The 13249-nt window shown below is 48.5% G+C and carries 9 protein-coding genes; 3 read left to right on the top strand and 6 right to left on the bottom strand.

What is annotated here, in order from left to right:
• Positions 1-124 precede the first annotated feature (124 nt).
• The 4 genes from HV261_RS05690 to ebgR form a co-directional block, all read right to left on the bottom strand.
• Positions 125-1624, bottom strand: coding sequence for an APC family permease (locus HV261_RS05690; protein WP_202037693.1), 1500 nt, complete (start codon positions 1622-1624; stop codon positions 125-127).
• A gap of 99 nt (positions 1625-1723) precedes the next feature.
• On the bottom strand, positions 1724-4870 hold the full coding sequence (locus HV261_RS05695) for a glycoside hydrolase family 2 TIM barrel-domain containing protein (protein WP_202037694.1): 3147 nt from the start codon (positions 4868-4870) through the stop codon (positions 1724-1726).
• 136 nt (positions 4871-5006) lie between these two features.
• Positions 5007-5453, bottom strand: coding sequence for a beta-galactosidase subunit beta (locus tag HV261_RS05700; RefSeq protein WP_202037695.1), 447 nt, complete (start codon positions 5451-5453; stop codon positions 5007-5009).
• 193 nt (positions 5454-5646) lie between these two features.
• Positions 5647-6630, bottom strand: coding sequence for a transcriptional regulator EbgR (ebgR, locus tag HV261_RS05705; RefSeq protein WP_202037696.1), 984 nt, complete (start codon positions 6628-6630; stop codon positions 5647-5649).
• 149 nt (positions 6631-6779) lie between these two features.
• Here ebgR and HV261_RS05710 point away from each other — a divergent pair, with 149 nt between their 5' ends.
• Positions 6780-7112 (top strand): tRNA-binding protein, encoded by a 333-nt coding sequence (locus tag HV261_RS05710; RefSeq protein WP_202037697.1) that lies wholly within the window; start codon positions 6780-6782, stop codon positions 7110-7112.
• 78 nt (positions 7113-7190) lie between these two features.
• Here HV261_RS05710 and ygjG read toward each other — a convergent pair whose 3' ends face one another.
• On the bottom strand, positions 7191-8570 hold the full coding sequence (gene ygjG / locus HV261_RS05715; protein ID WP_167335587.1) for a putrescine aminotransferase: 1380 nt from the start codon (positions 8568-8570) through the stop codon (positions 7191-7193).
• A gap of 430 nt (positions 8571-9000) precedes the next feature.
• Between ygjG and HV261_RS05720 the strand changes: the two genes are divergently transcribed.
• Together HV261_RS05720 and HV261_RS05725 are read left to right on the top strand one after the other, a co-directional pair.
• Complete coding sequence (locus HV261_RS05720; protein ID WP_202037698.1) at positions 9001-10521, top strand: methyl-accepting chemotaxis protein; 1521 nt, start codon at positions 9001-9003, stop codon at positions 10519-10521.
• A 317-nt stretch (positions 10522-10838) separates the two neighbouring features.
• Positions 10839-12404 (top strand): methyl-accepting chemotaxis protein, encoded by a 1566-nt coding sequence (locus HV261_RS05725; protein ID WP_202037699.1) that lies wholly within the window; start codon positions 10839-10841, stop codon positions 12402-12404.
• Here the strand turns inward: HV261_RS05725 and HV261_RS05730 are convergent.
• Positions 12401-13078 carry a PadR family transcriptional regulator gene (locus HV261_RS05730; protein ID WP_202039661.1) on the bottom strand — a complete coding sequence of 226 codons (678 nt, stop codon included), beginning with the start codon at positions 13076-13078 and terminating at the stop codon, positions 12401-12403. The genes HV261_RS05725 and HV261_RS05730 overlap by 4 nt on opposite strands.
• Positions 13079-13249: the final 171 nt, after the last annotated feature.

A 13249-nucleotide genomic window follows, 5' to 3' on the forward strand; every position in this document is an offset into this window, starting at 1 on the left:
ATCAGAAGAAATTATTATATTTTTATATTACTCATGCCGTTATATCATTCATAAGCCCACCGCGCTGTCGTGTTATTGACGGCGAGGCGGGCTTTAAACAATAAATCTATAACGGAAATTAAAGTTAAACTTTATTAAAGAGTGAGTTATCGTGAGGGTTTTTGATCCTCCAGCGGTTATACATAATACTGCAATAATAGAACACGGCAATAATACTAACCGGTCCAAGAATGACCTGAATTAATGCGCCCATAAAGTTTGCACTCCAGTCTTCTGGTCCTGGAATTAATGCCGCAACCGTCGAGGCAGTAAAAATAATAACTATTGGTGCAACGGATAACAGTGCCCAAAAACGCCCTTTTCCCAGGAAGTGGAAATCACGGACGTAGTCATGGTGGTTGGGCTTCATACGTAGCTTGATATAGCCTGCAACCATAAACAGCACAGGAATTGTTGCCGCCCCGCCATCAAGATTTTTAACGGCCACGAGGATGGTATTCATTTCAGAGTTAAACTGACCCAGCATAAACAGGATAATGATAATTGTGACCACGACACCCTGCATCTTCAGGGCATTGACTGGCGTACCCTCACTGTTTACCTCAGAGAGTTTATGGCCAAAGATACCTTTGGGCGCATCAACAAACAGCATTTTAACCGGTGCGGCGGTCCATAACATCAGCGAGCCGCACAGGGTGGTGATCATCAGGAATAAGGCGATGACGTTGGTCCACCAGTCGGGGAAGCCTAACTGTTGGAAGGCCACGTAAATAGCGGATAACAAGCCAAGGTTGGCGGCCTGATCTGCAGGTAAAATAAAATTCATCAGGATAGACGAAATAACAATGATACCTGAGAAGATAAATACGTTAAGAATTAACCCAGTTCTGAAGTTACGATCGCCACCCCGAATGTTACGTTTGTATGCCGCTAATGCTTCCAGCCCACCTAACGATTGCAAGGCCCATGACATTGAGGCTATTTTTGACCAGGATAAATCAATGTGCTGTAAATACTCTGGCGCAATCGGCGTTCCGTTAAATGTGACCGTACCGGAAGATAGCTTCCAGGTTGCCGCGATGATGAACAACATCGTCAGTGCAAATCCGGCGTATCCAGAGAACGACAGCGCACGCGATAGCCATTTTGGCCCCTTCATCGATACCCATGTTGCCAGCCAGAACAGCGCGATTGAAGTGATACTGATCACCGGCTTAAACCAGGTTTGATTGGTTAATGCGGTAACAAAGGCAACATCGCTGGTACAGGTGTAGATAAAATAGGTAATGATGTTAGGTAACAGGTCAACGAAATAAAAAATGTTAACGTAGAAATAGAAAAAACCGGCAATAAATCCCAGTTTTCGACCCAAAATCAGGTTCAACCATGTCTGATATCCACTCTCAGATTCACGTAGCTTTTTAATCGATGACAGCTCAATGATCATGAAGGTGTAAGGAATTGCATAAAATAATGAAGCGAAAGCATATAATAACCAGGAGTTATACCCCCAGTCAGTGTATTGGCTTACAACGCCTTTAAGAACAAATCCTCCTCCGGCAATGGAGAAAAACAGGAATGTTATTAATGACATCTGATATCTTGCATCGGATTTTTCAGACATACCATTTCCCTTTACTTATGTATCAATATAGTTCTATTTAGAAGCGCATTTCGAATGCCCGGTAGCGGACATTCGAAAAGGGGAGAAATAAAAATCACCTTACGTATTGCGACGTACCGGGCGTAAATAAAAATCATAGTGATAAGGTTGGGCCGGTAGTTGATAATCCTTGGGGGGCAAAGAACCCCATGAATTTTGACCACCTGTGCCCATCTGCGCTAAATCGATGTTCCATGTGGTGATATCTCCTGGCTGAACATCAACGCCATGTTTGCGTGATAATGGTGTTAACCCGGATGCGCTACTGCCGTTATTGTCTGCGACAAAATCGAGCTCACTGGCGGCGAAAGGCCAGGCACTGGTATTTAATAATTGCGAGTCGGCAATGGCCTCCAGACCAAGCCCGTCGTGATTGACAATACGCACCCAGCGAACATCCGTTTTATTGCCGCTTTCCTGTGGTCGCGGGTAAGCATGAAATTGCGCCCAGGTCGTTCCGCCGTAGATACCCGCTTTGGCGCCTTTTCTGTCCGCATAGGTTTCCACCGGACCACGGCCAAACCACTGGATATAGTTAAATTCGCTGGACAATGTCAGCTGAGTACCCATACGCAGTAAAAGAGGAAGCTCACGAGTGCCCGGTATAAAATCAACGCTGACACGCATCTCACCGGTCGAATAGATGGTGTAGGTCAGCACATATTTGCAGTCCACGGTGGGGAGCGAGAATTCACTGGTCACGATCGCTTCGTGGCTGGCGGTCTGCGATACGTTGAGGTCGGATAATACGCGCTGCTTAGCGGCATCTTTCCAGACTGCAGACTTTTCGAAAAGTCTGGCGCCCAGATCGTTATCCGTGAGCCCACGCCAGAAATTTGGTTCGATACCGGTAAGGAGAAGATCTTTTCCGCTAACGGTAAAGCGATCCATACGACCACTGAGGCGATCAAACGCAAGAGAGAAATAAGATCCAGTGATCTCAATAGCAGAAGACGTTTCTTGTACCGAGAGAGCAAGAGAATAGGCCTCAGGGGAGATATGAAACGTAGCGGGAGGCGTGATGCTGAACTGCTCCCAGGCAATTTCATAGCCACTGCCAATAAGCGGTGCTTCGTTTTTAGTGACGGCACTGAGTGTCACCAGGTACTCTTTATTCTCCTGAAGCGCCAGGTTTGCTACGGGAACATTAACTGAAAGGCGCAGGCCAGGGGCAAGGGAAAGGGAACCCAGACTGCCGTTGGCGATTTGCTGCCCGTCTTCAGAGAGGCTGTACTGAATATCGAGGTGGCGCAGGTCGATAAAATCGTATCGGTTTTCTATTTCAAACAGGCCTGATGCCGGATTTATTGCATGGAAATAGACAGGCTGATAGACCTTTTTCACTTCCGCCATATGAGGATGCGGAACCCGGTCAGCGGCGACCAGACCATCGTTCAAAAAATTGCCGTCACTGGGTTTATCCGGGTGATAATCTTTACCGTATCCCCAATATTTTTGGCCACGCTCGTTGGTTAATGCCAGCGCGTGATCCATCCACTCCCAAATAAAGCCCCCCTGCAGATTGTCGTGGCTGTCGATTATGTTCCAGTAATCGCGCAGAATTCCGACGGAATTACCCATGGCGTGGGCATACTCAATCATAATCATTGGACGATCGTTACCTTGCCGGGCAAACTGTTCCAGGCGTTCAAGGGTCGGGTACATCGGGCACACAATGTCGCTATAGTGTGCTTCACCGGCAGGTTCGTACTGGACTGGGCGGCTATCGTCCTTTTCTTTTATCCATTGATAAAGCGTTTCAAAGACACGTCCGGTTCCGGCCTCGTTGCCCATCGACCAAACGATAACGCAGGCATGGTTTTTGTCGCGTTCAACCATAGCCTGTACGCGATCTAAGTGTGCGGGTATCCAGGATTCGGTATCGCCAATTTGCGTTTCTGGCTTTAGCGCCAACGGGTGCGATTCGATATTCGCTTCATCAACAATGTAGATGCCATATTCATCACATAACTGATACCAGCGTGAATGGCAGGGGAAATGGCTGGTGCGTACCGCATTGATATTGTGCTCTTTCATGAGCCGAATATCGGTCAGCATGTTTTCTTCCGTAGGCACATGCCCTAGCGTCGGGTGCAGTTCGTGGCGGTTAACCCCTTTTATTTTGATCGCTTTACCGTTTACCGTAAGCTGGCTGTTGATGATTTGTACTTTGCGAAAACCTATTTTATGGCTGGTCGCTTCGATGGTTTCACCGTGCTGATCGGTGAGTGTCAGTAATAATGTATAGAGGTTAGGTGTTTCTGCGCTCCACAAACGAGGGTTCTGCAGGCGATCGCTAAAGCTAAACTGTTGTGTTGTTCCGCTACGCGTAAATGGTTGATTGTACTCTATTAATACAGACAGATTATTTGCGTCGTCCAGCAGTTTGATATTCAGTGACAGATTATCTGGATGGCTATCGTAGTGAGTTAGGCTCACGCTAACGCTTAATATTCCCTGGGTAAAATCATCGTTCAACTCTGGCTTGCAATACACATCATAAATACGTGTTTTCGCTGTCGAATAGATAAAAACTTCCCGTTCAAGGCCAGACATATCCAGCATGTCTTGTTTTTCTACATAACTGGCGTTAGACCAACGATAAATTTGCAGCGAAATCGTGTTTTCCCCTTCCCGAATATAGGGGGTGATATTAAATTCAGCTGGGTTCTTCGCATTCTGGGTATAGCCTACGCGCTGGCCGTTAATCCAGATAAACGATGCGGTTCTGGCTCCGGCCAGTTGCAGGAAAATTTCACGTCCAGACCAGCGTTGGTCGAGGTAAAATGTACGGCGGTAAGACCCCACCGGGTTATAGTCGCGCGGTATCTCTGGCCAGTTGGTGGTGAATGGAAAACGCTCGTCAATATAAATCGCTTTATCAAACCCTTGTGCTTCCCAATTGCCTGGAACCTGAATGGTATCCCAGGTCGAAACATCATAATCTTCTTCATAAAACGTTTTGGGTCTGGACCGTGGGTTGCTCGCGCAGTTAAATTTCCAGATCCCATTCAGAGACAGAAAATTACTGGCCTCGGCGGGAATATTCTTGATTGCCAGATATTGGCTGGTAAAGGGGAACAGGTATGGTCGTGGCAGCTCTTTGTTAATTCCATTGATACGATGGTCTTCCAATACAGCAGGAACATGATCGTGTTCTGTATATAAAGAAATAATCTGTTGCTTGTCAGAGACAACGACGCTCATAATACATCTCCAGATATTATTTATGGCATTTGTAATTTAAAACTATCAATGATATGAATTAGTTATGCGATTTGTTTATATAATTCAGATAAAATATAAATAAATGCGTTTACCATGCACTGGCGCAATAGTCTGTTTATACCAGCCTGGTGTTCTCTTCCGTGATGATTTTAATAACCAATTTTTTCACGATAGCGTGGGTAATGAATCGATATGCCTCGTCAGTATCACAGATGAATACTTGTCCAGCGTTGACCTGTACGGTTTGTCCCAAACCTTTCAGGTATTCACGGTCGGTGTCTGTCCGGTAGCAGTCAATTTCCTGTAGCTGGGTTTTCGGCGCGTATTCGATTTTTTGTGTGCCCTGTAAAAAGTAATGCACCTCAATGCAGCGGCGATGGCCGATAAACAGGGCATCCGTTGTGCTGTCGATTCTGACGTCGTAGTTCAGCGTCTCTCCCTGCGAGTAAACCACACCGGGAGAGAGGCTATCGAGCTTTCCTATCACCTCTGCGCAACGCTGCCAGTGATTTTTCGTATGCGTATGTTGTTGCAACTGTTCTACGTTATCGATAATCCTCATTTTCTTTCCTTACGCATGAATCGACCGTTAACAGCCTGTGCTCAACGACACCATAGGTAATTATTTTAGTAAACTTTTTACTAAATAAAATAGAGGAATTCGATTTACTTTAACTCGATCACGAAATAGAGAAAATTGACGGGCTGTGAGGAAGGGAGGATTTGCCCGACGACACTATCGGGCAAAGCGAACGCTAGCGGGTTGTACCGCGCAGTTTCAGCTGGCTGGGGACATAGACCTGAAGCGGCAACACGCGGCCATCGCGCGCTTTTTCAATCAGCAGGTTAACACCCTGAATGCCCATCATCTCAGAGTGGATACGCACGGTGGAGAGTGGGGGAAAGGTAAAACGCGCGGTAGGGATATCATTGACGCTGATGAGCGAAATTTGCTCCGGAATCCGGACCCCATTTTCATGAATTGCCCGTAATACGCCGATAGCGATAGAGTCAGAAGCAACAAACAAGGCTGACGGATAATCTTGTTTTTCCAGCATTTTTTTGGCTAGTTCATAGCCAGATGCGCTGGAGAAACCGCCCCGGTAGATATCCATTTCTGAAACGACACCTTTCTGCTGCCCGTATTTCACAAAGGCAACTTCGCGGATATCCGCTTCTCCTGGCACGTCCTGACCACCAATAAAACCGATGCGTGTCGCCCCCTGTTTGATGAAAAAGTCGATGATCTCCTGGCTAATGCGTACCAGATCGGTATCAACGAAATCGTAACCGCCGCCCGGCGGTTGATAATCAATAAAACAGATATTGTCCGTTAGCGCTGTGGCGGTCTGGCGTATTGCATCGCTGGCCTTCCCAACCACAAGGACACCCGTCAGCTTTTTGATACTGGGTGGCACATGATGTTCATAGCAGTTGGTGAGCTCAATACCCAGCTTTTCACACTGCGTTTCAATACCGTGGCGGATAGACAGATAGTAGGGATCGTTGATCTCCAGCTTCTGCTGGTAACTGTAAAGTGCGAGGATGTGGTGCTGACTGGCAACACTCACCTGCATTTTGTGGGAAGAACTGCTCCTGTACTCCAGCTTTTCTGCAATCTCCAGAATACGATGCCGGGTTTCCTCTTTCACATTCAGGTTTGGATCGTCATTCAGAACGCGGGAAACCGTTGCCAGAGAAACGCCTGCTTCCGCAGCTATATCTTTAAGTGTTGCCATATTTGCCTTTCATTCCACCATTCGACCGCATGGGCTGTTTATTGTAAATGAAGCCCCATGAGATGCATCTGTTTTTAGTAAATTCTTCGCGCTTTATCTTCCACGAAAAATCGACTATTTTTTAGTAAAAATTTACTAAGGAGAGAGATATGGATACCGTAGCCTTTGCCGATTTTGCCCGGATGGAAATACGTGTTGGAAAAGTAGCGCAAGTGAAGCGCCACGCGAATGCCGATAAGCTCTATATCGTGCAGGTTGATGTCGGCGATAGAACGCTGCAAACGGTAACCAGTCTGGTGCCGTATTATCGCGAAGAGGAGCTAATGGGGAAAACGGTAGTGGTGCTGTGTAACCTGCAAAAGGCCAAAATGCGCGGTGAAACCTCTGAATGCATGTTGCTGTGCGCCGAAACTGATGATGGCAGTGAAAGCGTGCTGTTGACGCCTGAACGCATCATGCCGGCGGGGGTACGGATTGTTTAAGTTTAGGCTAATTGCCGGATGGCGGCTACGCCTTATCCGGCCTACAAAAGGGTGTCTTTTATAGGCCGGGTAAGGTTGTTACACCTGCTCCACGCTCACCCGTAATGCGGCCAGGGCTTTGCGGGTTGATCGCAATACCAGTTCGCATTGCTCGATCGTTAATGTTAACGGCGGTTCGATACGGATCGTCTTCGCGTTATTCAGCGTTCCGGCGACCAGCACTCGTTGACGGAACATTTCACTGGCAAAGCTGTAGCCAATCTCATTATCGACAAACTCAATCGCCATCAGCATGCCTTTACCGCGAACGTCGTGTACCAGATCCGGATATTCACGCGCCAGATGACGGAAACCATCCAGCAACATATCGCCTTTCTGCTCTGCCTGAGCGGGTAAATTTTGCTCCAGCAGGACGTTAATGGTTGCCAGCGCCGCCGCGCATGAGAGCGGGTTGCCACCGAACGTGGTGGTATGCAGGAAAGGATTGTCGAACAGGACGGAGAACACTTCTTCGGTGGCAATGGTCGCGCCAATTGGCATCACGCCACCCCCAAGCGCCTTGGCCAGACACAGAATGTCAGGTTGCACGTTTTCATGTTCGCAGGCGAACATCTTGCCGGTGCGCCCCATGCCGGTTTGCACTTCGTCGAGGATCATCAGCGCGCCAAACTCATCGCAAAGTTTACGTACCGCGGTTAAATACCCTTGCGGCGGCAGGATCACGCCTCCTTCCCCCTGGATTGGCTCCAGAATCACGGCGGCAACATCGTCGCCGGTCTTTTTGCATTCGCTCAGGACGGTGCGCATGGCATCAATATCGCCAAAAGGAACATGGCGGAAGCCCGGCAGCAGCGGCATAAACGGTTTGCGGAAGGTTGATTTAGCGGTGGCGGATAGCGACCCCAGCGATTTACCGTGGAAGGCTCCGCTGGTGGCAATAAATGTGAATTTACCGCGCGGCGATTGATACGCTTTCGCCAGTTTTAGCGCCGCTTCGACTGACTCGGTCCCGCTGTTACTGAAGAAACTGTATTTCAGTTTTCCGGGAGCCAGTGCAGCAAGCGTTTTTGCCAGCATGGCCCGTAATGGGTCAAGTAATTCCTGGCTGTGCAGAGGTTGTTTCGCGAGTTGATTCTGTACGGCGGAGACCACTACTGGATTACGGTGCCCCACGTTGAAAATTCCAAAACCTCCCAGGCAATCGACAAACTCCTGTCCCTGGGTGTCGACAAGCGTATTCAGGCTTCCCGCTTGCCACTCTACGGCTCCGTAATCCCCGCCGGCAGTTACAGATTTTCGATACTCTAAAAACCCCGGATTGACATGCTCTTTGAAGTAATCAATCACCTCTCGGTTTAGTGCTTTCATTTCCTCATGATCAAGCGTTCGCTTCTCGATGAGATTCAGTGCGTGTGCGCTGCAGGCCAGAGCCGATGCGCTGGAAGGTAACCTGTTCAAAATATGCTCCCGGAGCTCGCGTATCACATGATACTGAATTAAGTATTGCAGGGATTGCGCCATCCCGACGCGCTTAACGAAAATCGGGATAAACACCAGGGAAGATCTTGCTTGTGCAACATTTAATCTCAAACATTAACATTTGCTGGCATTTTGCCCAGGTTTACGTGCGTAAAACCGACGGGAAAAACGCGTTATTGCGCTAAAAGTGGGCGAAAATTGCACTATTGCGGTGCGCAGAGTGAAGGTGTGTTGAATAGTTACGTAATGAAAGTATTTTAAATCAATGAATTAGAAAACATACAAATTTTGAGGTTTAATCGCAAATTGCGATCTAAATCAAATTTAACAACTAAAGTTAAAAAGATTAGCGCCGAAATAACATAAGCCGAAAGAGTTAACAACCAGATAACCTGCACAGGACGCAACCATGTCTTCTCATCCCTACGTTAGTCAGCAAAATACACCGCTGGATGATGATATCACCCTCATGTCGACCACCGATTTACAAAGCTATATCACCCATGCGAACGATACCTTTGTCCAGGTCAGCGGCTATCCGCTGAATGAATTGCTTGCTCAGCCGCACAACCTGGTTCGTCACCCGGACATGCCGAAAGCGGCGTTTGCGGATATGTGGTACACCCTGAAACAGGGGGAACCGTGGAGCGGTATTGTGAAAAACCGGCGGAAGAATGGCGATCACTACTGGGTGAGGGCCAATGCGGTGCCGATGGTGCGGGAAGGGCGCGTAACCGGGTATATGTCGATCCGTACCCGGGCGACGGAAGCGGAAATTGCGGCGGTCGAACCTTTATATAAAGCACTCAATGAAGGCCGCTGTCATCGGCGCGTCCATAAGGGGCTGGTGGTACGTAAAGGCTGGTTGGGTAAACTCCCGTCGCTTCCGGTTCGCTGGCGGGTGCGCAGTGTCATGGCTTTCATGTTTGTCATCCTGGCAACTGCGCTACAGCAGATGGGGGCTGAATGGCCGCAACTGTTGGTGAGCGCGCTGGTGATGATGCTGGCGACGGTTATTTTCGAATGGCAGATTGTGCGTCCAATCGAGAATGTTGCCCAGCAGGCACTGAAAGTAGCGACTGGCGAGCGCAACAGCGTGACCCATCTTAACCGTAGCGATGAACTGGGTCTGATGCTACGGGCGGTGGGGCAGTTAGGGTTAATGTGCCGCTGGCTTATTCATGACGTGTCGAGTCAGGTCAGCTGTGTGCGTAACGACAGTGAAACGCTGGCGAAAGGCAGTGATGATTTAAACAAGCATACGCAGCAGACGGTAGAGAATGTGCAGGAAACGGTCACCACCATGAATCAGATGGCGGCATCGGTGAAGCAAAACTCTGCGACGGCAGCGGCGGCTGACAAGCTGTCTATTGCCGCCAGCAGCGCGGCGACACAGGGCGGTGAGGCGATGGATACGGTCATTAAAACAATGGACGATATTGCCAACAGCACCCAACGGATCGGCACTATCACGACCCTGATTAACGATATCGCCTTCCAGACAAATATTCTGGCGCTGAATGCGGCGGTTGAAGCGGCCAGGGCTGGCGAACAAGGAAAAGGATTTGCGGTAGTGGCCGGAGAGGTACGCCATCTTGCCAGTCGTAGTGCAAGCGCAGCAAATGACATCCGTAAACTGATTGATGCCAGCGCCGACAAGGTGCAGTCCGGCTCCGATCAGGTTCATGCCGCAGGGCGGACAATGGATGATATTGTGGCGCAGGTCCAGAACGTGACGCAGTTGATTGCTCAAATTAGCCATTCAACGCTGGAGCAGTCAGATGGACTTTCCAGCCTGACCCGTGCCGTAAATGAGTTGAGCAATATTACGCAGAAAAATGCCGAACTGGTCGAAGAGAGCGCGCAGATTTCAGCAATGGTAAAACATCGTGCCGGTCGCCTGGAAGATGCGGTGACTGTGCTGCATTAATTCTCACCCCATCCCATTTTCCCGCCAAACGCTTATCGTCCCCGGTAGGCGTTTTTGTAATAATTTTGTTAATTATATATTAAATAATACCACTTTGGTATTACGGTTCTATTTTCATTATTCCATTTTGACGGCGAGCGCCCTGTTTTTAAATATTGTTAAATATCGCTTATATAACGATCGGTCTTGCTTGATTCATCGTCAAAAGCTATTTGGTAACATTGATGTAAATTAAAAAACGATCAATATCATAAAGTTAGGTTAATGCTGACCGATAAGGATATCTGTCTGAAGAAAACTGTCTCCAGGGAGAAAATATGTTCTTGCATAACGTAAAGATTCGCTCGAAATTATTTATCGCGTTTGGTTTGTTTATTGTACTGATGATGGTGAGTTCGGGCCTTTCGCTGTTGAGTCTGGATCGTAGTAACAGTGGGATGCAGAACATCATTACCAATGACTATCCGATTACGGTAAAAGCCAATCTGCTCATTGATAATTTTCAGGAGTTTGTCAGTACTCAACAATTGATGTTATTGGATGAGGAAGGCAAATGGACCCAGGCGTCCCAGAAAAAGCTCGATACCATCAGCCAGCAAATTTCTGCTCTGCTGGATGGGCTGAGTGCTGCGCCGCTCAATGATGCCTCCAAAAAAATTGTTGCGGATATCCGCGATGTGCGTGAGCAGTATCTGGCTTCCCGATTCCGCATTCTGCAGGCGCTGCAGAATCACGATCGCTCCGGTGCGATGCACGAGATGATGACCCGCACGGTGAATGTGCAGCAGGCGTATAAAGCAAAAGTGCAGGAATTGATCGCCATTGAAGATGCCCAGATGCAGAAGGCGGGCGCTCAGGTGGAATATGATTTCCACACCAATCGTGCGCTGTTGATTACTCTGGCGCTGATTAGCATTGCCGCTGGTTGTGTGATGGGTTGGTATATTGTGCGCTCAATTACCCGACCCCTTAATGAAGCCGTGCAGTTTGCCGAGGCGATTGCGCAGGGCGACCTTACTCGCAGCATCAGTATGGAACAGAAGGATGAGACCGGTGTGCTGCTGCAAGCGCTGATGGCAATGAAAACCCGACTGTTAGAGATTGTCGAGGAAGTGCAAAACGGCTCCGAGAATATCTCTGCGGCGGCGGCACAGATTGTCGCGGGTAATCAGGATTTGGCTGCGCGTACCGAAGAACAGGCAAGCTCGGTAGAACAGACCGCGGCGTCGATGGAACAAATTACCGCGACGGTCAAAACGACGGCAGACCATACCCATGAAGCGACGAAGCTGTCTACGGGAGCGGCGACGGTCGTGAAAAACAACGGTGAGATGATGAATCAGGTGACGCAGAAAATACGCGTGATTAATGAAACCTCTAACCGTATGTCAGAAATTATCAACCTGATCGATTCGATTGCTTTTCAAACCAATATTTTGGCGCTGAATGCGGCTGTCGAAGCGGCGCGCGCCGGTGAGCACGGGCGTGGTTTCGCGGTAGTTGCCGGAGAAGTGCGTCAACTGGCGCAAAAAAGCGCATCGTCTGCCAGTGAGATCCGCAATCTGATTGAAGACTCCACCAGTCAAACCCGGGAAGGACTGGCGCTGGTTGAAAAAGCCAACGCGTTGATCACTGGAATGGTCACTAACGTTGAAGAAATGGATGTGATATTGCGGGAAATCGGTCAGGCCAGCCGCGAGCAGACGGACGGTATTTCGCAGATTAACAGTGCGATTGGCCTGATCGACACCACTACGCAACAGAACTCCTGTCTGGTAGAGGAGTCCGTTGCGGCAGCGGCGTCATTAAACGAACAGGCATTACACTTAAAAGAGATGATTAAAGTGTTCCGCTTGCGTAAAGAGGACGCGCAGCCTGCTTAATCAAGCTGGGTGATGTCCAGCGATGCGCGATCGATAATACCGATGATCTTCTTGATTTGCGCTTCGCTGGTGTCACCGTGATTGACCCGCAGATCCAGCACGGCTTTAAAATTCTCCAGTGCTCTTTTCATCTGTGGATTCTTGCGTAATTCAAAGCCGACACAGCGTGCTTTAATACGTTCGTGGATATGTTCCAGATGTTCCTGGTTCTCTTCCAGCCATTGCAGGCCTTGCTCCGTGATTGTAATTTGCTTACGTCCACCTTCCTCGTCACGGATGGCGATAAGCGACTGATCCTGCAAGAAATCCAGTGTCGGGTAAATCACGCCCGGGCTTGGGGTGTAATTACCCTGAGTCAATGTTTCAATGGCTTTGATTAGCTCATAACCGTGACTGGCATCGCGGGTCAAAATGTCGAGAATCACCAGACGTAATTCGCCGTGGCCGAAGAAACGCTGACGTCGACCGCCACCACCGCCGCGCCCGTGGCGGTGTCCGCAGCCATGCTCATGGTGGTGTTCTTTGTTACAGCCTTCCTGATGACGTTCTTCACCTTTACAGCAACCTTCGTGGTGTTCACTGTGATGACCTTCGTGGCGATGCCCTTCACCCTTACAGCAGCCTTCGTGCTGGTGTTCTGCATGTTTGCAGCACCCTTCATGATGATCTTGCATCATTCATCTCCTGATGTTGTTTAGATATATCTAATTTATATCTAAACTTTTTCTATTTGCAAGCTTATGTGGAAATATTAATTTAATTTCTTGATTTATATGTATTTATTTTTATTGCGGCGTTTTGGAGGCTCTGTCCAGACCCTATCAAAAAAGTTCTTGCAATATTCT

The sequence above is a fragment of the Citrobacter sp. RHBSTW-00671 genome, from assembly GCF_014103415.1.
In the GTDB taxonomy this organism is placed as follows: Bacteria; Pseudomonadota; Gammaproteobacteria; order Enterobacterales; family Enterobacteriaceae; genus Citrobacter.

What these genes read in the sequence shown, in the direction of transcription:
- HV261_RS05700 (WP_202037695.1), bottom strand. Translation starts at nt 5,453, where the DNA reads ATGAGGATTATCGATAACGTAGAACAGTTGCAACAACATACGCATACG.
- HV261_RS05725 (WP_202037699.1), top strand. Translation starts at nt 10,839, where the DNA reads ATGTTCTTGCATAACGTAAAGATTCGCTCGAAATTATTTATCGCGTTT.
- HV261_RS05730 (WP_202039661.1), bottom strand. Translation starts at nt 13,078, where the DNA reads ATGCAAGATCATCATGAAGGGTGCTGCAAACATGCAGAACACCAGCAC.
- HV261_RS05690 (WP_202037693.1), bottom strand. Translation starts at nt 1,624, where the DNA reads ATGTCTGAAAAATCCGATGCAAGATATCAGATGTCATTAATAACATTC.
- HV261_RS05720 (WP_202037698.1), top strand. Translation starts at nt 9,001, where the DNA reads ATGTCTTCTCATCCCTACGTTAGTCAGCAAAATACACCGCTGGATGAT.
- HV261_RS05695 (WP_202037694.1), bottom strand. Translation starts at nt 4,870, where the DNA reads ATGAGCGTCGTTGTCTCTGACAAGCAACAGATTATTTCTTTATATACA.
- HV261_RS05710 (WP_202037697.1), top strand. Translation starts at nt 6,780, where the DNA reads ATGGATACCGTAGCCTTTGCCGATTTTGCCCGGATGGAAATACGTGTT.
- ebgR (WP_202037696.1), bottom strand. Translation starts at nt 6,630, where the DNA reads ATGGCAACACTTAAAGATATAGCTGCGGAAGCAGGCGTTTCTCTGGCA.